This is a genomic window from Nocardia paucivorans NBRC 100373 (genome assembly GCF_000308675.1).
GTDB classification, from domain to species: domain Bacteria; phylum Actinomycetota; class Actinomycetes; order Mycobacteriales; family Mycobacteriaceae; genus Nocardia; species Nocardia paucivorans.
Window position 1 is genome coordinate 293,059 of sequence record NZ_BAGE01000041.1, and the last position, 20,129, is coordinate 313,187.

Sequence of the window (20,129 nt, forward strand, 5' to 3'; positions counted from 1 at the left end):
GCCACCTCCTCCGGACGCTGACCGCTCACGCCGCGGCCTCCTGTACGCCTACCAGCAGGCGGAACAACACCGCCATACGCATATGGACTCCGTTCGTCACCTGTTGGAGGACGGCCGCCCGCGGTGAATCGGCCACCGAGGAAGCGATCTCCATACCACGCAGCATCGGTCCGGGATGCAGGACCACCGCGTGGTCGTCGAGAAGGGCGAGCCTGCGTTCGGACAGCCCGTAGTGCACCGCGTATTCGCGTGCCGACGGGAAGAATCCCCCGTTCATCCGCTCCGCCTGCACCCGCAGCATCAATACCGCATCGGCGCCCGGCAGTTCGGCATCGAGGTTCGTCGACACCCGTACCGGCCAACCGCTCACCCCCACGGGCAGCAGGGTGTGCGGCGCCACCAGCACCACCTCCGCGCCGAGGGTGGACAGCAGGAAAGCATTGGATCGAGCCACCCGGCTGTGCAGGATGTCGCCGACGATCACCACTCGCCGGCCCGCGATATCGCCGAGCCGCTGCCGTAGGGTCAAGGCGTCCAACAGGGCCTGGGTGGGGTGTTCGTGCATTCCGTCACCGGCATTGATCACCGCCGGGACCGAGCTCGCCGTACGCCGCGACCAGTCCTCGAACCAGTGCGCGATCCGATGCGCGGCGCCGGACGCCGGATGCCGCACGATGAGCGCGTCCGCCCCGGCCGCGTGCAGGGTGAACGCGGTATCACGCAGCGATTCGCCCTTGGCGACCGAGGAACTGCTCGCGCTCACATTGATCACATCGGCGCTCATCCACTTACCCGCGACCTCGAAGGACACCCGGGTTCGGGTGGAGTTCTCGAAGAACACCGTCATCACGGTGCGCCCGCGCAGGGTGGGCAGTTTGCGTACTTCCCGACCGAGCAGTGCCTGCTCGAAGCGCTCGGCCTCGTCGAGCAGTTCGGTGGCGGTGGCGCGATCCAGGTCGGTGACGGTCAGCAGATGCCTCACCGGGACTCCTCCTGATGCAAGTAGACGCCGTCGCGGCCGTCGTGCTCGGTGAGCAGCACGGAGATGTCCTCGCTGCGCGCGGTCGGCACGTTCTTACCGACGTAGTCGGCGCGGATCGGCAGTTCGCGGTGCCCGCGGTCGACGAGAACCGCGAGCTGCACCGCCCGGGGCCGGCCCAGATCCCGCAGCCCGTCCAGCGCGGAGCGGACCGTGCGCCCGGAAAACAGCACATCGTCGACCAGCACCACCAACGCGTCCTCGATTCCGCCCTCGGGCACCGAGGTGCGTTCCAGTGGGCGGTGCGGGCGGGTGCGCAGATCGTCGCGGTAGAGGGTGATGTCGAGAGAGCCGAGCGCGGGGCGGACCCCGGAGAATTCCTCGACCTTGTCGGCGAGCCGCGCGGCGAGCGTGGTGCCGCGAGTGGGGATACCGACCAGCACGACCCGCGGGGCATCCGGCTCGTTCGAATCGAGCGCGGTTTTCTCGATGATCTGATGCGCCATTCGCGCGATGGTCCGTCCGACATCGGACGCCGACAGCAGCTCTCGGCCCGCCGCCACCCACTCCGGGGTGTGTCGTGGCGTCTGAGCACCGGTGGTCTTCTGTCCGCTTCCCGTCGATACCTCGGCGGCGCCGGACGTGGCCGCCCGGTCTTCGGGCACGGCCATACCGACCTCCTTCCCCGCCTCACTGGACGGTCCGTTAAAGGATGTCTTACGCCCAGCAGCCTAGCAGCCCGACCAGATCGCTTTTCGCCAGGTGAGGGGCCGATATTCGGGTGTGAGACGGACCACGTCGCCGCACGTGTTCGCTCGTGACCGATGGCACATCATGCCGCCCCCGCACAGGCCGTCGGCGGAAGCGACCTCCATTCGGCAACATGAGGTCGTCCCGGCCGCCGGGCGACCATGGCGAAGTTCGCCGGGATCCGAGGCACGCCACCCCTGCGAGCAGGCGCCGAGCTCGGGGAAACCGTGGGCAATTCATCGACCACATCGAAGACGACTCACTGATATCAGGGAACATATGTTCGATATCGAGTAGCCTCGGCGGCATGATCGCCCCATTACAGGGATCACTGTTCGACAGGCCCGGCGAGATGCGACTCGACCCCTCGGTACCGCGGCACCGAACCCCACTCACCCACGGAGCATGGGTGGATCTACATCCCGGCCGGTTGCGTGGCGCCGACGAACTGTTCCACCGACTGGCGACGACCGACGGAACCGGCTCATATGCCGAATACGTCGCGGTCGCGGCCGACTCGGCGACCCTGGCCCGCGCGGTAACGCTCGTCTCCGCCGTGGAGACCGTACTACCGCTGAGCCAGGCGGCCCGGGCACACGAATCGGTCGAAGCGTGAACGCCGCCGGGCAGGATCATCCTGCGCCCTGGCGACCGATGAGGATCGCCGCGATCGGCGACGATACCGAGCGCCGACGATCAGCGACGCAGCAGGAAGAAATACGGCTCGCTCAGGCCGCGCATATCCATGACACCCAGCAGGCTGTTCTCGTCGAGCCGACGGAAATGGTCGATGATCGGCAGATGGTCGTAGACCATGGCCGCGCTCACCACACCCCGGTACTCGATATCACGCAACCGCGCCCCGGGTTTGCGAGCACGCAGCACGGGCGCCAATTTCCGCAGATTCCGGCGGACGGGACGTAGCCAGCCGGCGGGGATCTTCTCGGCCAACGCGAGCGGCACCCGGCGCGGATCCACCGGGAAGACCGTACCGGTCTCATCCGTGAACAGCAGCGGATGCACTTTGTCCGGCTCGTCGAATTGCTTTCCGTACCAACCGGATTCGGTCAGCAGACCGTCCATCGGATGACCGGTGGGCAGTTCCTCGCCACGCCACCGGCCGACGACCACCTCGTCCACCCGGGCGGCGGGCAGCCGATCGAACACCTCCCACGCCTGTGCGGTGGTGCATCCGTTCTCGGGCAGCGTGACGCTGCCGTTCTCCGCCATCACCCGCACTCCTTCACATCCGCCTCGGCCACACGTTCCCGGCCCGTCTCCCATCACAGGCGACGGGCCGGGAACATAATAGAGAAAGTCTATCCTTCTCTCACACGGCGGTCGCCCCGACAGTCACTACCGGGGCTCGATAGGCGATCACCGGAGACCGGTACGGCATTCAGCCGGTGATCTCCCACTCGTATACGGTCAGCTCCGAAGCGCCGGTGGTGTGCACCGGATCGGTGTACACGATTTTCTTCGCCTGTTCCAGAGAATCCGCCAGGACGATATAGGCACCACCGGTGTTGTCGGTGAAACGGCCGGTTTCCTGGAGCATGCCCCGCTCCCGCAGCTCGGCCAGGAATCGTTTGTGCGGTTCGACGACCGCCGGGGTGAACCGTGGGGTGCGCATGACCATGACCAGGTACTTGCGCACCTTCACCCCTCCGAATCCGGCCGCGCGGCCCGGGTGGCCGCCGCGGCCGCACGGACCTGCGGCGCCACCTGGACAACCTGGCCGAGCACACCGTTCACGAAGGCGGGCGATTCGTCGGTCGACAGCTCCTTGGCCAGCTCCACCGCCTCGTCCACCGCGACCACGGGGGGAACATCGTCGGCGTGCAGCAACTCCCACACCGCCACCCGGAGGATGGCCCGGTCCACGGCGGGTAACCGGGACAGGGTCCAGTCCTGTAGGTACGACTCGATCGTGCCGTCGACCCGGTCCAGATCCTCGGCGACTCCGTCGACCAGGACACGGGTGTAGGCGTGCACGGGCACCACGCCCTGATCGCGAGTGGCCAGCGCGACCCGTTCGTCGGCCAGATCGGCGGGGTCGATATCGCGGGCCTCCGCCTCGAACAGCAGGTCCACCGCCCGCCGACGGGCCTTGTGGCGAGCGCCGAGTTTCTTGTAGCCGGACTTCTTGTCCGCGGGCCGGTCGGTCACGTCAGGAGTTGACCCGGCCCAGGTAGCTGCCGTCGCGCGTGTCGATGCGCAGCTTGTCGCCGGTGTTGATGAACAGGGGAACCTGGACCTCGGCGCCGGTTTCCACGGTGGCGGGCTTGGTGCCGCCGGTGGACCGATCGCCCTGCAGGCCGGTTTCGGTGTGGGTGACCTCGAGCTCGACGGAAACCGGCAGCTCGACGTACAGCGGCTCACCCTCGTAGGTGGCGACCTGGACGTTCATGTTCTCCAACAGGAACCGGGAGCTCTCACCGATGGTGGCCTCGGAGATGGCGATCTGGTCGTAGGTCTCGCCGTCCATGAAGACGTAGTCGGTACCGTCGTGGTACAGGTAGGTCATATCGCGACGATCGACGGTCGCGGTCTCCACCTTCACACCCGCGTTGAAGGTTTTGTCGACGATCTTTCCGGACAGCACATTCTTCAGCTTGGTCCGCACGAAGGCGGGACCTTTGCCCGGCTTGACGTGCTGGAACTCGACGATCTGCTGAAGCTGACCGTCGATCCTCAGCACGAGGCCGTTCTTGAAGTCGCTGGTGTCCGCCACTGTCCTCGGGTCTCCTCAATTCGCTTTCGCCACCGGCGTCACTCGACGACGGTCAGGTCCTTGGTGGTGTGGGTGAGCAGCTCCGCGCCATCGTCGCGCACCACGAGTGTGTCTTCGATCCGGACCCCTCCGCGCCCGGGAAAGTACACTCCCGGCTCGACGGTCACCGCCACGCCAGACTGGAGTGTACCCGTGCCCGTTTTGGCTATTCCGGGCGCTTCGTGGATACGCAGACCCACCCCGTGCCCGAGACCGTGTACGAACAACGAGCCGTGTCCGGCGGCGTCGATCACCTCCCGCGCGGCGGCATCCACATCGGCGACGGGCACGCCCGGACCCAACGCCTCCCGTCCGGCCCGCTGGGCCTGCAGGACCAGTTCGTATGTCTCGCGCTGCCAGTCCGCGGCCCGGCCGAGCACGAAGGTGCGGGTCATATCGGAGTGGTAGCCGCCGACCACCGCGCCGAAATCGATCTTGACGAAATCCCCGGTGGCCAGCACCGCTTCGGTGGGCCGATGATGGGGGACCGCGGAATTCGCGCCGGCGGCGACAATGGTTTCGAAGGCGATCGCCTCGGCGCCGCGCTCGAACATCGCCCACTCCAGGTCCCGGGCCACCTGACGTTCGGTGCGTCCCGGACGCAGCGCGCCGTCGGCGAGCAGGGCCGCCAACGCTTCGTCACCGACCGCGCAGGCCGCGCGCAGTCGATCGATCTCGTAGTCGTCCTTCACCATGCGCAACTGTTCGACGAGCCCCGGGGTGGCGACCAGTTGCAGCCCCGTACCCAATTCCTCGAACGCGCGATATTGGTCGACGGTGACGACATGGCTTTCGTAACCGACCCGCCCGAACTGCCATTCACAGGCCAGTTCCACCAGGCGCCGGGTGACGGCCCGGACGATCTCGGCACGCAGATCGGGAACCTGTCGGCCGATCTGGACGCGATAGCGCCCATCGGTGGCGATAACCGTGCGCTCCTCGGCGCCGGGCGTATCCCACGAGTGCACCAACAGGGCGGCGTTCGATCCGGTGAATCCGGTCAGATATCTGATGTTCACCAGGTCGGTGACGAGGAGTCCATCGATCTCGTTCTCGATCAGCAGACTGCGCAACGCGCCCCGGCGCGCCGCATAGTCGGGTGTGGGCCCCGCGGCTTCAGCAGACATGGGTCAAAAGTACCGCCGTCGGCGATGATCACTCGACCACTGATCAGAAACATGTAATGTTCACAATTCGATTCGGGTGGGCGCTCTATCCCCATTCCACGTCCTTCCGGCGGCGCTGACCCGCCGGCCCGGAATCGTGGACGGTATGCCGGTTGTCACTTTCGTACTCTTCGTCCTGTGGTGCTGCGCGCTGAGCGTCGGTGATATCCGCACGCGCCGCCTACCGAATTCCCTCACCGGATGGGGCGCCGCGGCCGTCTTCGGTCATGCGTTCGCCGCCGGGCGGTTCGGCGCGGCGGCGGCCGGGGCGGTCCTGCTGGCCGTGCCCTACCTCCTGGTACACCTGGCCCGACCCGCCGCCCTGGGCGCCGGTGATGTCAAGCTCGCGGTGGGGCTGGGTGCGGCGACCGGGATGGCCGGCGCCACGGTCTGGGTGTGGGCGGCATTGGCGGCGCCACTGCTCACCGGTTTCGCCGGCGTCGGGGCGCTGGTGGGCCGCCGGGTGAGCGAGCGACGCCGAACCGGCGGCTTGGCCGTCCGCCGACCGAACGGTATCCCGCCGTATCGCGCACGACTCCCCGACGAACACACTTCGACCGTGCCGCACGGACCCTCGATGTGCGCGGCCACCGTTGCGGCCCTGCTGTTCCGGTAACCACTCGGCCACTCGGGCCCCGGCCCGGCGCACACCGCCCACCACGTGCCGGGGTCGGCGTGTCGACATGGGAAGATGGACAGCGTGCTGCGCTGGATAACTGCTGGAGAATCCCATGGCCCCGCTCTCGTCGCCATCCTGGAGGGGATGGTGGCCGGTGTCGAGGTGACATCGGAGGAGATTTCCGCGCAGTTGGCGCGGCGACGTCTCGGCTACGGGCGCGGCGCTCGAATGAAGTTCGAGGCCGACAAGGTGACGGTTATCGGTGGTGTGCGCCACGGACGCACCATGGGCGGACCGGTGGCGATCGAGGTCGCCAACTCGGAATGGCCCAAGTGGACCACGGTCATGTCCGCCGATCCGGTGGACCCGGCCGAACTCGCGGAACTCGCTCGCAATGCCCCGCTCACCCGCCCGCGTCCCGGACATGCCGACTATTCGGGCATGCTCAAGTACGGCTTCGACGATGCCCGACCGGTGTTGGAACGGGCCAGTGCCCGCGAGACCGCCGCCCGGGTCGCCGCGGGCACGGTGGCGCGAGCCTTCCTGCGGCAGGCGCTCGGGGTGGAGGTCGTCTCGCATGTGATCTCCATCGGGACCGCGGCCAACACCACCGGGGTGGTGCCCACCGCCGCCGATCTACCGACCATCGACCGGAGCCCGGTGCGCGCCTTCGACGCCGAGGCCGAGGCGGCGATGATCGCCGAGATCGACGCGGCGAAGAAGGACGGCGACACCCTCGGCGGCGTCGTCGAGGTGGTCGTGGAGGGGCTGCCGGTGGGCCTGGGCTCGTTCACCAGCGGAGAGAACCGGCTCGATTCCCGGCTCGCCGCCGCGCTCATGGGCATCCAGGCGATCAAGGGTGTCGAGGTGGGCGATGGTTTCGAAACGGCGCGTCGGCGCGGGAGCCAGGCGCACGACGAGATGCGACCGGGCCCCGACGGGGTATTGCGATCCACCAACCGCGCGGGCGGCCTCGAGGGTGGGATGACCAATGGTGAGGCGCTGCGGGTGCGCGCGGCCATGAAACCCATCTCCACCGTGCCGCGTGCCCTGTCCACCGTCGACATGTCCTCCGGTGCGGAGGCGGTGGCAATCCACCAGCGGTCCGATGTGTGCGCGGTACCGGCCGCGGGTGTGGTCGCCGAATCGATGGTGGCCCTGGTGGTCGCGCAGGCAGCGTTGGAGAAATTCGGCGGTGATTCGCTGACCGAGACCGTCGCCAACCTCACCGGTTATCTGGAGCGGATCGGCAACCGCCCGCACCTGACCGCGCGCGATACCGTATCCGACGCCGCCGGCCCGTCACGATGACCGCGCAACCCGGCCCGCGCGCGCCGCGCGTCGTGCTGGTCGGCCCTCCCGGCGCCGGAAAGTCGACGATCGGACGGAAGCTGGCCCGGGAACTCGGTGTCGATCTCTACGACACCGATACCGGGATCGAGGAGGAAACCGGGCGGACCATCCCCGATATCTTCGCCACCGACGGCGAGGCCGAGTTCCGCAGAATAGAGGAACGGGTGGTGCGACGCGCCCTCCTCACCCAACGGGGTGTGGTTTCCCTCGGCGGCGGGGCGGTTCTCTCGGCGAGGACCCGGGCCCTGCTGCGCGAGCGGACGGTGGTGTATCTGGAGATCAGCGTGGCCGAAGGGTTGCGACGCACCGGTACGAGCAATACCCGCCCACTGCTCAACGGCACGGACCCGGCCACGAAGTACCGCGAACTGATGCGGCGGCGACGGCCGCTGTACCGCGAGGTCTCCTCGGTACGGGTGCGGACCGACGGCCGCAGCCCCGGGCGAGTGGTCCGCATGATCCTCGGAAAACTGTCCCTGGAACCCGCCCCCGCCGCACCGCAACCGGCATCCGACCAGAGCCCGGACGGGCCTCCCCGGCGGCGACGCGGCGGTAGGTCCCGCACCCGCCGTAGAGCCCGGGCCGCCGCGGCCGACTCACGGCGCACCGGTCCGACCCGGTCGAACACCTCGAGCCGATCGGACACCACCGACACCGCCTCGACGCGTTCCGCCGACACCGCGAAACGCCCCGGCGACGCTCCGACGCGCGGCGCCACCTCCACGAACCGTGGTGGCGAAGCGACAAATCCCGCTTCCACCACACTTGAATCGCACACACTTGAATCGCACGACACCGCGACAGCCGGGCCCACCCCACCCTCCGGGCGGTCCGGTAGCGCCGCATCGACCCGAAACGGCGTGGGCGGTCCCGCTCCATCGCGGCGGTCACGTCGCGCTCGCCGTGCCCCCACGCGAAACGGCACCACCCCGACCCCGGACCGGGCGCAGACGAATACCACCGATCAGAAAGCCCCCGGCGGGGCCGCGGGGCAACCCGCCCCGACCGATACCGCCGCGGACGATCGACCGGCCGGAAAGAACTCCCCGAGTCGCTCCCGCCGGGCCCGTACCCACCGGGCCCGGGCACGAGTGCGACGGCGGGAACGCATGAAATCGGAACGGACAGAATCGGAGCACCGCACGTGACAGCAGAACCGACTCGTATCGAGGTCCGCACCGCCGACCCCTATCCGGTGATCATCGGTCGTGGACTGCTCGGTGATCTCGTCGAGACGGTCACCGCCGACGGCGGGGTGCGCACGGTCGCGATCTTCCATCAACCACCGCTGGCCGAAACGGCCGAGGTGATCCGCGGCGCATTGGCCGAGACCGGAATCGACGCCCACCGCATCGAGATCCCCGATGCCGAGGCCGGCAAGGATCTGCCGGTGGCCGGGTTCTGTTGGGAGGTGCTCGGCCGGATCGGACTCACCCGCAAGGACATGGTGGTGAGCCTCGGCGGTGGCGCGGCCACCGATCTGGCGGGTTTCGTGGCCGCCACCTGGATGCGCGGGGTTCGGATCGTGCATGTGCCCACCACTTTGCTCGCCATGGTGGACGCTGCCGTGGGCGGTAAGACGGGGATCAATACCGAGGCCGGGAAGAATCTGGTCGGCTGCTTCCACGAACCGTCGGCGGTGCTGGTGGATCTGGCGACCTTGGAAACCGTGCCGCGCAACGAGATCGTCGCCGGTATGGCCGAGATCATCAAGGCCGGTTTCATCGCCGACCCGGTGATCCTGGATCTCATCGAACGCGATCCACAGGCCGCCCTCGAGCCCGGCGGTACGGTGCTGCCGGAGTTGATCCGCCGGTCCATCGCGGTCAAGGCCGAGGTTGTCGCCGCCGATCTGAAAGAGGCCGCGCTGCGCGAGATCCTCAACTACGGGCACACTCTCGGTCACGCCATCGAACGTCGGGAACGCTACCGCTGGCGGCACGGCGCCGCGGTCGCGGTGGGTCTGGTGTTCGCCGCGGAACTGGGTCGACTGGCCGGCCGCCTCGACGATGCCACCGCCGACCGACACCGCTCGGTCCTGGAGAGCGTCGGCCTGCCCACCACCTACGATCCCGATGCCCTGCCGCAGCTGTTGGACGCCATGCAAACCGATAAGAAAACTCGTTCCGGCGTTCTGCGTTTCGTGGTCCTCGACGGCCTCGCCAAGCCCGGCCGTCTGGAGGGCCCGGATCCGTCGCTGCTCGCCGCCGCGTATTCGGCGGTCGCTCGGGAGGGCGGATCCGGCGGCGGCGCCGTATTGCTCTGAGCCGTGCCGATACCGACCCGCGGGCCCGTCTAGGCAGCGGAGCCCGCGGGCTGCCCCGAGGCGTCGTGTCCCGCCCTGCCGTGGTGCCGATCGACGAGCCGCCGGCCCACGGCGACCCCGATCAGGGCGGGAATGAAGATCAGCAGCACGATGAACGCGGCCGCGGCGGTCGCTTCGAACAGCAGACCACTGTCGCCGAGGGCGAATGCGGGGAGGAAGTCGAGCACCCAGGCCAGCAGGCCACTGCCGAGTCCACCGGCGACCGCCGCTTGCAACCACAGGATGGTCAGATCCGAACCGTGTTCCGGATCGGGGTGGATACGGCGGTCGCGGCGGCCGTCCGCCGCACCCCACGCGAATGCCGAGCCGATCAGCACGACGAGGCACAGCAGCCGGAACCACACACCATGCGTCGGCCAATATGTCATCGCGAAACCGAGTGCCGTCCGCAGCGCCACGGTCAGCGCCCCGAGCGCTATGGCCCGCATAACCCACGCAGTCATGCCGACCACCATAACCCGAGTCCGAACAACAAACTAGAACTCGTTACAGAAAGTGGGGTCCTCGCGACTCACCCACCGCCGGCTACCGCTCGAGCGCGGCGGCCATGGCCGCACGCGGGGCGGGCATCCCGGTGAACTGTTCCACCTGCCCGTAAGCCTGGTTCAACAACATATCCAGACCCCCGATCACACTATGACCGGCCACGGTGACGGCCTCGGCCAGCGGCGTCGGCCACGGGTTGTAGATGGCGTCGAGCACCACCGGGGCCGCGGCCACCGCGGCGGCGACCGCCGCGGCGGCCTCCGCAGGAACGGTGCTGACCACGGCGCCGGCCCGCGCGCACACCGCGGTGAGGGCCGTCGGCTCGAATCCGATGACCGTCACGCGCATGCCGAGCCGTTCGGCGAGTTCCACCGCCGGTCGGGCACGCCCGGAATTCCGGGCGACAATGGTGACCTTTCCGGCGCCCAACTCGGATAGGGCCAACAACGCCGGTCGCGCGGTCCCCCCGGCGCCCAACACCACGCCGGAGTCGATATCGGTGACACCACCGCCGCGCAGGGCGCCCAGCACCCCGTCCACATCGGTGCAGTCGGCTCGCCACCCATCGTCGATCCGCAGCAGGGTATTGGCCGATCCCACCAGAACCGCGCGTTCGGTGCGCTCGTCGGCGTAGGCGAGAGCCGCCTCCTTACCGGGCATGGTGACCGACAGCCCCACCCATTCCGGACCGAGACCGTCGACCAATGCGGGCAAACGGTCGGCGGTGCACTCGATCCGCTCATAGGTCCAGTTCAGTCCGAGCGCGCGATAGGCGGCCAGGTGCAGTTGCGGTGAACGGGAATGCGCGATCGGGCTACCCAGCACCGCGGCCCGCCGCGGTATATCGGTCGATTCGCCCGAGCCGGGGTGCTCGGTGGATACGGTCCGGTCAGCGGCCACTGTCGAGAATCCCACTCTCCAACGCTTTATCGATATTGCGCAGATGTTCGGAATAGGACTCGGTGAACAATGTCGTCCCCTGCTTATCGATGGTCACGAAATACAGCCACGGCCCGGGCTCGGGTTTCTCCATGGCGCGCAGGGCTGCCAATGACGGCGACGAGATCGGCGTGGCGGGTAATCCGGCCATGGCGTAGGTGTTCCATGGCGTCTGCTGTTCCCGGTCGGCGTCGGTGGTGGCCACTTCGGTGGTGTCCAGGGCGTAGTTGACCGTGGAGTCGAACTGCAACGGCTGATCGATCTCCAACCGATTCGTGATCACCCGGGCCACCTTGCCCATATCCTGCGGTAGCGCTTCCCGCTCCACCAGGGAGGCGGCGATCAGCGTTTCGTACGGGCTCAACCCGGATTGGTTTTCCTGCAACAGTCCGGTGGCCTCGTAGTTGCGGGCGCTCTCACTGACCAGTTGCCGCAGGATCTGTTCGGGCGTGCCGGTGGGATCGAAATTCCAGCTGCCGGCGGCGATCAGACCCTCGAGTTGCCGGGTGCGATCGGGCACCGTACGGACCCGGTCCATGGCCCATTCCGGCACCCCCAGCGCGGCCAGATCGGTTCCCGCCCCCGCCGCGGCCAACTGCTCGTAGGTGACGCAGCGGCGTTCCGGTTCCGTACCGATACAGCTGGCGGCGGCGATCTTGGTGTAGATGCCCTCCTTACGGGCACCGGTGTTCACATCGTGTTGGTCGTGCAATTGCCGACCCTCCGAGATCACCAGGTGCCCCACCCGGGATTCCGGGGCAACCAGAGCGGTGACCGCCTCGGTGGCCGGGCTGTGTTGCGGCACCGCGTAGTAACCCGGCTGAATCGTATTCATGTCGGGGTTCTGCACCGCCGCTTCATAGAACGCTTCCGGACTGGCGACCACACCGGCGGCATGCATGGCCTCGGCGATCTCCAGCGCGGTCTCCCCCTCGCGCACCTGCACCACCACCGGCGGTCCGGACGGACCGGCGAAATCCTCGGGCGGTATATAGCGGTTCATCCACTTCCACCCCACGGCCATCGCCGCGAGGACGAGCAGCATGGCGAACGCACCGAGGACCAGGCGTCGCTTTCGGCGACCGCGTTGTTTCGCGGCGGTCTTCCGGGACGCGGCCCGCCCTCCGGAGGAACGGCGTGGCGTCGCCCGCCGTCGACCCGACTCGGTGCGGGTTCTCGTCCGTTGTCGGGGCTGCGGTCGGGCACGGCGGGGACGCGGGCGCGGTTCCGGCTCGGGCTCGGGCGGGTCCTCGTCGTCCACATAGCGAGGGATGACAGTGGTGTCATCGTCCTCGTAGGCATCCCACTCGGCCCATTCGTCGTCGAGGTTCTCGGCCTCCGGCTCGGTCCGATCGGCCGCAGCTCGCGCCCACGCCGTCTCGTCACGCTTGTACCGACGCTCGGCCTTGCTCTGTCGAAGACGTGCCTCGACCTGGGCCCACCGATCCGTCATTCCTCGTCTCCGGATGTCGCGGGGCGAATCGCCTCGTCGACCGACCTCATCACCGCACTCCGTTCGTCCAACCAACCCTGCAGGATCTCCACGGCTGCCACCTGATCGATCACCTGCCGCTGCCCACGCGCGCGGATACCGCTGTCCCGCAAAGCGCGTGCTGCAGACACCGTAGTCAAACGTTCGTCGGAAAGCCTGATCGGCACTCCTGGCACCGCCTCCCGCAAACGGTCGGCGAATGCACTGGCCAGCGTAGCCGCGGTTCCCCTTTTCCCACGTAAGGTGCGCGGTAATCCGACAACTATTTCGACTGCCTCGTACTCTCGAACAATTTCGGCTATTCGTTCGATGTCCGGGGATATCATGCCGCGCCGCGGCCGCTCCACTCGCGCGACCGTTTCGACGGGAGTGGCGAGAATACCGTCGGGGTCACTCGCCGCGACCCCGATCCGAACGCTGCCGACATCGATACCGATCCGCCGGCCCCGGCCCGGATCGGTGCGGGGATCGGGCCGATCGACCGGACGATCCCCCTCGGGGCCCTGAACCATCAGCCGGCTAGTTCGGCAACTCGATCGCGAACGGCGGCCAGACCGGCGGCGATACCCGAGGGATCCGAACCGGCGCCCTGCGCCATCTCCGGTTTGCCGCCGCCGCGTCCGGAGATGCTCGGACCGAAACCGGCCACCAGATCCCCGGAGGTGATCCCCAACTCCTGGGCGGCCTTGTTCGCCGTCACCACGAACGGCACCTTGCCCTCGACATGCCCCAACAACACCACCACCGCCGGCTCACTACCCAATCGACCCCGGATATCGGTGGCCAATGTGCGCAGATCACCTGCACCGACGCCCTCCGGCGCGGCGGCGGCCACCAACAACACCTTGCCCACCCGCTGGGCCGACTCGGCCAACTCTGCGGCCGAAGCCAACACCGCCGCCCTCTTGGTGCGCTCGAGCTCCTTCTCGGCGGCCTTGAGCCGCTCCACCAACTGCTCCACCCGCGCCGGCACCTCCTCCGACGGCACCTTCAACGCCGACGCCACCCCCGCCAACAACGCCCGCTCCTTGGCCAGATACCGATACGAATCCAGCCCGACGAACGCCTCCACCCGACGCACCCCCGACCCCACCGACGACTCCCCCAACACCGTGATCGGCCCGATCTGCGACGAACGCGCCACATGGGTGCCACCACACAACTCCATCGAGAACGGACCCCCGATCTCCACCACCCGCACCCGATCCCCGTAGTTCTCCCCGAACAACGCCAGTGCCCCCATCTCCTTGGCCTTCGGCAAATCGGTGACAAACGTGTTCACCGGGAAATCCGCACCCACCCCCTCATTGGCCACCACCTCGATCTCGGACCGCTGCCGCTCCGACAACTGCCCCGACCAGTTGAAATCGAACCGCAGATACCCCGGCTTGTTCAACGACCCCGCCTGCACCGCATTCGGCCCCAACACCTGCCGCAACGCCGCATGCACCATATGCGTGCCCGAATGCCCCTGCGTCGCCCCACGCCGCCACTGCGGGTCCACCTGCGCCAACACCACATCACCCTCGGTGATCTGGCCCTGCTCCACCACCGTCTTGTGCACCCACACCTTCTTGGCGATCTTCTGCACATCATCGACCCGCAACCGCGTCCCCGCCGCGGTGATCGTGCCCCGATCGGCAATCTGACCACCGGCCTCGGCATACAACGGGCTACGGTCCAAGATCACCTCCACCTCCTGACCCGCGGTAGCGGTCGGCACCCGCACCCCGCCGGCGATCAACGCCAACACCCGCGCCTCGGAGGTCAACTCCTCGAACCCGGTGAACTCGGTCTCCCCCCGATCCACCCACTCCCGATACACCGACAAATCCGCATGCGCATGCTTACGCGCATGCGCATCCTCCTTCGCCCGCCGCCGCTGCTCGGCCATCAGCGAACGGAAACCCTCCTCGTCCACCGTCAGACCCGCCTCCGCGGCCATCTCCAACGTCAGATCGATCGGGAAACCATAGGTGTCGTGCAACGTGAACGCCGCCGAACCGGAGATCGTGCCGGTCCGACCGGCGGGGGTGGCGGCCTTCACCTCCTCGACGGTTTCGTCGAACAATCGAGAACCCGTGGCCAGCGTCTTGCGGAAGGCCGTCTCCTCCCCCACCGCCACGGTTTCGATCCGCCGGTAGTCGGTGGCCAGCTCCGGATACGAGGGCGACATGAGCTCGCTGACAACCTTCATGAACTCGGCCATCACCGGTTGTTCGGCTCCGAGCAGTCGGGCCGAGCGCACGATCCGACGCAACAGTCGACGCAGCACATAGCCGCGGCCGTCGTTGCCGGGATTGACACCGTCGGCAATGAGCATCGCGGAGGTGCGGGCGTGGTCGGCAATCACTCGGAAGCGCACATCGTCGGCGTGTTCGACCCCATAGGAGCGGCCGGTCAGTTCCTCTGCCTTATCGATGATCGGGCGTAGCAGATCGGTTTCGTAGACATTGTCCACGCCCTGTAGCAGCAGCGCGATGCGTTCGATACCCATACCGGTGTCGATGTTCTTCTTCGGCAGGGTCCCGATCGGCGGGTGCCCCTGCTTCGGGCTGTCCTCACCGCGGATGTCCTGCATGAACACCAGGTTCCAGATCTCCAGGTAGCGGTCCTCGTCGGCCACCGGACCGCCCTCGCGACCGTATTCGGGTCCACGGTCGTAGTAGATCTCCGAGCAGGGGCCGCCGGGACCGGGCACGCCCATATCCCAGTAGTTGTCCTTACCGTCCCGGAACTGGATCCGCTCCTCCGGAATACCGGCCACGCGTCGCCAGATCTCGGCGGCCTCCGGATCGTCCTTGTAGGCGGTCACCCAGATCCGATCGGGATCGAACCCGTATCCGCCCTCGGTTTGCGGTGTGGTGATCAGCTCCCACGCGAAGCGGATCGCCTCCTCCTTGAAGTAGTCGCCGAAGGAGAAGTTGCCCGCCATCTGGAAGAACGTATTGTGCCGAGTGGTGACACCGACCTCTTCGATATCACCGGTGCGCACACATTTCTGCACGCTGGTGGCACGCGAGTACGGCGGCGTCTGCTGGCCGAGGAAGTACGGCTTGAACTGCACCATGCCCGCGTTGACGAACAGCAGGTTGGGGTCGTCGAGAATCAGCGATGCGCTGGGCACCTCCGTATGCCCGGCACGAACGAAATGATCCAGGAATCGCCGTCTGATCTCGTGGGTCTGCACAAATACCCAGCCTACCGGTGCCCGCACCGGAATATTTCACCGAGCTGTGTGATGGTGCCGGGGCGGGGTCGCGAGCCCGGTGGATCCCGCGGATGCGCATTGTCATCCGCGGCCTCCGGCGGCCCGGCCCGCCGGAGTCGACGCTACCGCCCGCGCACGATACGGCGCAGTTTGGCCACCCGCGGGGCGACGGTGCGTTCGTGACCGTGGTCGGTGGGGTGGTAGTAGTCCACGCCGACCAGTTCGTCGGGCGGGTACTGCTGGGTGAGCACACCATCGGGGTGGTCGTGCGGATACCGGTAACCCCGAGCATTCCCCAACCGCTCCGCGCCCGCGTAGTGACCGTCGCGCAGATGTGGCGGCACCGCGCTCACCTTCCCGGCGGCGATATCCGCCATGGCCGCATCGATGGCCGCGACCACCGCACCCGATTTCGGCGCGGTGGCCAGATGGATGGTGGCCTGGGCCAGCGCCAGCCGAGCCTCCGGCATACCGACCAGCTGCACCACCTGCGCGGCGGCGGTGGCGGTTTGCAGGGCGGTGGGATCGGCCATCCCGATGTCCTCGCTGGCGTGGATCATCAGCCGGCGGGCGATGAACCGCGGGTCCTCGCCGGCCGCGATCATCCGCGCCAGGTAGTGCAACGCGGCGTCGACATCGGAGCCGCGGATGGATTTGATGAAAGCGCTGATCACGTCGTAGTGCTGATCACCGGCCCGGTCGTAGCGCACCGCGGCCCGGTCGACACTTGCGGCCACCAGATCGACGTCGACGGTGCCGTCCGGCGCGGATTCCGCCGAGGCCTCCAATGCGGTGAGTGCCCGCCGCGCGTCACCGCCGGCGATGCGCACGATATGGTCCAGCGCCGCCTCGGTCACGGTGTAGCGGCCGTTCAGACCACGCGGATCGACGAGAGCGCGGGTGAGCACCGTGAGGATATCGGCTTCGGTGAGCGAGCGCAGTTGCAGTACCAGCGACCGCGACAGCAGCGGCGACACCACCGAGAACGACGGATTCTCGGTGGTCGCGCCGACCAGGAGCACGATCCGGTTCTCCACCGCGGCAAGCAGGGCGTCCTGCTGGGTTTTGGAGAACCGGTGCACCTCGTCGATGAACAGCACCGTCTGTTCCCCGGCGAGCAGCCGACGCCGCGCCACATCGATAACCCCCCGGACCTCCTTGACCCCCGCCGACAGGGCCGACAGGGCCTCGAACCGACGCCCGGTCGCCTGCGATATCAACGACGCCAAAGTGGTCTTCCCGGTGCCCGGCGGTCCGTAGAGCAGGACCGACGCCGCCCCCGAGCCTTCGATCAGCCGGCGCAGTGGTGATCCCGGTCCGAGCAGATGCCGCTGTCCCACGACTTCGTCCAGCGTCGCCGGCCGCATCCGCACCGCGAGCGGCGCCGTGGCACCCACCCCGCGAAATGCGGCGTCACCGGCGGAGGTGTCCGACGAGGCGCCCGGGTCATCGGGCACATCGAACAATCCGTCGCTCATATCAGTGACCGTACCGCTCATCCCCGACGGCTTCCGGTCCGGTCGTCACGACCCACCCGCCTTACCGCCCCGCCGCCTCGAGCCGATATGTCACGGCCTTACGCGGAGCCGAAACGGGTGCCATCACACCGTGATCACACGCAGCGTTCGTCCAATACCGCGGCCACGCTCTCGGCGAAATCACCGATGGCGTCATTACCGTTGCACCGCGCGTCCTCGGCGAGCGCGACCCACCGATTGAGCAGTGCTTCCGAACGCGGTACCGACAGCCCGTGTTCCCGGGCCGCGGCAATGCGCGCGTGATCGGCGGGCAGGAACCAGTATGTGGTCAACCACACCCAGATCAACCGGGCTTCCAGGATCTTCTCGGCGAGCAGATCGTCGTCGGCCAGGGCGGGCCAGACACCGACGACCTCGGCGCGCCACGCCTCCACCATCTGCGCGGCCCGCTCCCGCGACAGTTCCAGATCGCACAGGCAGCCGGGGAAGGACACCAGCGCGTAGGCGATATCGAGGGTGGCGTCACGGAAGCCGCCCCACTCGTAGTCCAGGATGCGGGCGCCCTCCTCGTTGAGGATGACGTTGTCGGGGCACAGATCCGAGGAGCTGAAGGCCCGGAACCGGCCACCGGTGAACAGCCGGGCGGCCTGGGTGACCTGGGCGGTCACCTCGTCCGGAACCTCGATCTCGAGTTCCCGACGCAACAGGCCGGGCACCTCGGCGACCGCCATCTCGGCCTGTTGCGCGACCCCGTCGACCCGATGGGTGACCGATGCCCGACGCAGCAGGGCGACGAAATCCGGTTCCCGGCCCACCGTCGCCGCATGCATCCGGCCGAGGGCCTGAGCGAATGCCATGAGCGCGTTGCGGGTGGCCGGCTCGGCGCCCGAACGCAGGACATGGGTCAGTTTGGTGTTCTCACCGAGATCGCTGAGCACCAGTAGCCGATCGGGCAGGCTGTGGGCGATGAGGTAGGGACCGGGTCTCTGGTCACGCCCGAGGGCGGTGGTGAATTGGTAGGAGACGGTTTCGCGGAGAAACGCCGAGTCCACACCGGCGACACCCGGGGTGATGGTCACGTTCTTGGGATCGGTGACGGCGCCGCGAACCTGCTTGACGATCAGGGTGCGGGGTAGCGAGAAAGAGTTCTCGGCAACACGGACGCGTAGAACCGTCGTCCTCCCACTGCCGCTGAGCTCGGTCGGCTCACTCAACTTCACCGAGGCACCCATGCGCTTTGTGAGCAACTGTTGTGCCGCGGACACGACTTCTGTGGCGCGTTCAGCCAATAGTGCAGTCATCGCCTCTCAAGCTACTCGCATCAGGTCACTTCTAGCGAGCAGTTGCACAACCTTTCCGTGTCGTCCGGCGCCCGTGTGTCATGCGAACATGATGCTACTCGCCTTGACACGATTGCATCCTGTCGGGTTTTCTCGTCGCCAACTGCGGTGTGCCGCACCGCATACCAGTTGAGGGAAGGGTCTGCCGCCGTGACCGACTCACCGCATTCCGCACCGGACAGCGCCGGATCACCGAAGTCGGGCAGCAGCCCTATGGGCGGCACCGGACCCGAGGCCGGTGCGAACCCCGCGCACCCCGGACACAACGCGCCTCCCCCCGGGGCCGCATCTATGCCGCCTACCGTACCGGAGGGAGCTCCGGACCTCCGGAAATCCGATCCCGGCGCGTACCCGCACAACCCACCGCCCGGAAACCCGCAGGGGGGCGGCCATTTCCCGCCGGACGCGCCCGGCACCCGACCGTACGGGCCGGCCGAGGCCGTCGGACAGCAACCGACCGGTGCGTTTCCCGGCGGGCCGACCTACGGGCCCGCCGATACCGCAGGTCCGACGACCCCGCAGCCCGCCTACGGGTATCCGATGGGCAGCGGTATCCCGCGTCCGCTGGATGTCGGTCACGCCCTGAGCTACGGCTGGGAGACATTCCGCCGCAATCCGGGACCATGGCTCGCGGTGACCTCGCTGGGGGTGCTCATCTACCTGGTGTTCCTGGTCTTCGTACAGATCTTCGAACCCACGTCGATGATGGCGCTGCTGCTGTTGTTCTTCGCCGTGATGGGTGCCCTGTGGGTGGTGCAGGCGGCACTGGTTCGCGGCGCGCTGTACGAAACCGACGGGTATCGACCGACTTTCGGCTCCTACTTCTATCTGGGTTCGCTCGTACCCATTCTGTTGACGGCGCTGCTGGCGTTCATGGCGACCCTGCTCGCCTCGGCGGTTTGTCTGCTACCCGGTATCGCCGTCGGAATCGGCTGTATGTTCTCCCTGCATTTCGCCATAGATCAGGGCCACGGTCCGTTCGCGGCGATCAAATCGAGCGTCATGCTGGTACTGGGAAATATCGGGCCGGTCCTGCTTCTGGTGCTGGCGGTGGTCGTGGTGACCCTCCTCGGCACCCTGTTGTGCGGTTTCGGACTGTTGATCGCCGGCCCGGTTTCGGCGGTCGCGGTGACCTACGCCTACCGCGAGATCACCGGTGGCGCGGTCGCGGAGATCTGATTCGGCGCCCGAAACGCCTGCGGCGAGGGCATGAGTTT

19 protein-coding genes and 1 pseudogene are annotated in these 20,129 nt (G+C 67.7%); 6 read left to right on the forward strand and 14 right to left on the reverse strand.

What is annotated here, in order from left to right:
• Positions 1-25: 25 nt before the first annotated feature.
• Positions 26-982 (reverse strand): aspartate carbamoyltransferase catalytic subunit, encoded by a 957-nt coding sequence (locus ON32_RS12835; RefSeq protein ID WP_040791067.1) that lies wholly within the window; start codon positions 980-982, stop codon positions 26-28.
• Positions 979-1,650, reverse strand: a complete 672-nt coding sequence (pyrR, locus tag ON32_RS12840; protein ID WP_245550998.1) for a bifunctional pyr operon transcriptional regulator/uracil phosphoribosyltransferase PyrR — start codon at positions 1,648-1,650, stop codon at positions 979-981. The genes ON32_RS12835 and pyrR overlap by 4 nt, the downstream gene beginning before the upstream one ends.
• Positions 1,651-2,036: 386 nt before the next feature.
• Here pyrR and ON32_RS12845 point away from each other — a divergent pair, with 386 nt between their 5' ends.
• On the forward strand, positions 2,037-2,345 hold the full coding sequence (locus tag ON32_RS12845; protein ID WP_040791068.1) for a hypothetical protein: 309 nt from the start codon (positions 2,037-2,039) through the stop codon (positions 2,343-2,345).
• Between the two features lie 80 nt (positions 2,346-2,425).
• Here ON32_RS12845 and ON32_RS12850 read toward each other — a convergent pair whose 3' ends face one another.
• The 5 genes from ON32_RS12850 to ON32_RS12870 form a co-directional block, all read right to left on the reverse strand.
• Entirely contained in the window at positions 2,426-2,959 is a 534-nt protein-coding gene (locus ON32_RS12850; protein WP_040791281.1) for a DUF4334 domain-containing protein, read from the reverse strand.
• Between the two features lie 169 nt (positions 2,960-3,128).
• Positions 3,129-3,392 carry a YciI family protein gene (locus tag ON32_RS12855; protein ID WP_245550999.1) on the reverse strand — a complete coding sequence of 88 codons (264 nt, stop codon included), beginning with the start codon at positions 3,390-3,392 and terminating at the stop codon, positions 3,129-3,131.
• Positions 3,389-3,898: a transcription antitermination factor NusB gene (nusB, locus tag ON32_RS12860; RefSeq protein WP_040791069.1), complete on the reverse strand. Its 510-nt coding sequence runs from the start codon at positions 3,896-3,898 to the stop codon at positions 3,389-3,391. The genes ON32_RS12855 and nusB overlap by 4 nt, the downstream gene beginning before the upstream one ends.
• 1 nt (position 3,899) lies before the next feature.
• A complete protein-coding gene (gene efp, locus ON32_RS12865; RefSeq protein ID WP_040791070.1) occupies positions 3,900-4,463 on the reverse strand; it encodes an elongation factor P in 564 nt (187 codons plus the stop codon).
• 38 nt (positions 4,464-4,501) lie between these two features.
• Positions 4,502-5,629, reverse strand: a complete 1,128-nt coding sequence (locus ON32_RS12870; protein WP_040791071.1) for a M24 family metallopeptidase — start codon at positions 5,627-5,629, stop codon at positions 4,502-4,504.
• A 145-nt stretch (positions 5,630-5,774) separates the two neighbouring features.
• Between ON32_RS12870 and ON32_RS12875 the strand changes: the two genes are divergently transcribed.
• The 4 genes and pseudogenes from ON32_RS12875 (at position 5,775) to aroB (ending at position 9,906) form a co-directional block, all read left to right on the forward strand.
• The gene (locus ON32_RS12875) at positions 5,775-6,284 is read left to right on the forward strand and encodes a prepilin peptidase (RefSeq protein ID WP_040791283.1); all 510 of its coding nucleotides are present in this window, start codon (positions 5,775-5,777) and stop codon (positions 6,282-6,284) included.
• Positions 6,285-6,359: 75 nt separating this feature from the next.
• On the forward strand, positions 6,360-7,598 hold the full coding sequence (aroC, locus tag ON32_RS12880; protein ID WP_085995184.1) for a chorismate synthase: 1,239 nt from the start codon (positions 6,360-6,362) through the stop codon (positions 7,596-7,598).
• Positions 7,595-8,284 (forward strand): annotated as a pseudogene (locus ON32_RS28505) (shikimate kinase); the annotation flags it as partial. The gene aroC and the pseudogene ON32_RS28505, both read left to right, overlap by 4 nt.
• A 500-nt stretch (positions 8,285-8,784) precedes the next feature.
• Positions 8,785-9,906, forward strand: a complete 1,122-nt coding sequence (aroB, locus tag ON32_RS12890) for a 3-dehydroquinate synthase (protein ID WP_040791072.1) — start codon at positions 8,785-8,787, stop codon at positions 9,904-9,906.
• A gap of 29 nt (positions 9,907-9,935) precedes the next feature.
• Here aroB and ON32_RS12895 read toward each other — a convergent pair whose 3' ends face one another.
• The 7 genes from ON32_RS12895 to ON32_RS12925 all read right to left on the reverse strand — a co-directional run bounded on the left by ON32_RS12895 (position 9,936) and on the right by ON32_RS12925 (position 18,873).
• Positions 9,936-10,409, reverse strand: coding sequence for a B-4DMT family transporter (locus ON32_RS12895; RefSeq protein WP_245551000.1), 474 nt, complete (start codon positions 10,407-10,409; stop codon positions 9,936-9,938).
• 82 nt (positions 10,410-10,491) lie between these two features.
• On the reverse strand, positions 10,492-11,295 hold the full coding sequence (locus ON32_RS12900; protein WP_040791287.1) for a shikimate dehydrogenase: 804 nt from the start codon (positions 11,293-11,295) through the stop codon (positions 10,492-10,494).
• 46 nt (positions 11,296-11,341) lie between these two features.
• The gene (gene mltG / locus ON32_RS12905) at positions 11,342-12,844 is read right to left on the reverse strand and encodes an endolytic transglycosylase MltG (RefSeq protein WP_040791073.1); all 1,503 of its coding nucleotides are present in this window, start codon (positions 12,842-12,844) and stop codon (positions 11,342-11,344) included.
• On the reverse strand, positions 12,841-13,395 hold the full coding sequence (ruvX, locus tag ON32_RS12910; protein ID WP_040791074.1) for a Holliday junction resolvase RuvX: 555 nt from the start codon (positions 13,393-13,395) through the stop codon (positions 12,841-12,843). The genes mltG and ruvX overlap by 4 nt, the downstream gene beginning before the upstream one ends.
• Positions 13,395-16,073, reverse strand: coding sequence for an alanine--tRNA ligase (gene alaS, locus ON32_RS12915; protein WP_040791075.1), 2,679 nt, complete (start codon positions 16,071-16,073; stop codon positions 13,395-13,397). The genes ruvX and alaS overlap by 1 nt, the downstream gene beginning before the upstream one ends.
• A gap of 143 nt (positions 16,074-16,216) precedes the next feature.
• Positions 16,217-17,572, reverse strand: a complete 1,356-nt coding sequence (locus ON32_RS12920) for a replication-associated recombination protein A (protein WP_040791288.1) — start codon at positions 17,570-17,572, stop codon at positions 16,217-16,219.
• A 134-nt stretch (positions 17,573-17,706) separates the two neighbouring features.
• Positions 17,707-18,873, reverse strand: a complete 1,167-nt coding sequence (locus tag ON32_RS12925; RefSeq protein ID WP_040791076.1) for a phosphotransferase family protein — start codon at positions 18,871-18,873, stop codon at positions 17,707-17,709.
• A gap of 330 nt (positions 18,874-19,203) precedes the next feature.
• On the opposite strand from ON32_RS12925, the gene ON32_RS12930 reads away from it, so the two are divergent.
• Positions 19,204-20,091, forward strand: a complete 888-nt coding sequence (locus ON32_RS12930) for a DUF2189 domain-containing protein (protein WP_245551001.1) — start codon at positions 19,204-19,206, stop codon at positions 20,089-20,091.
• Positions 20,092-20,129: the final 38 nt, after the last annotated feature.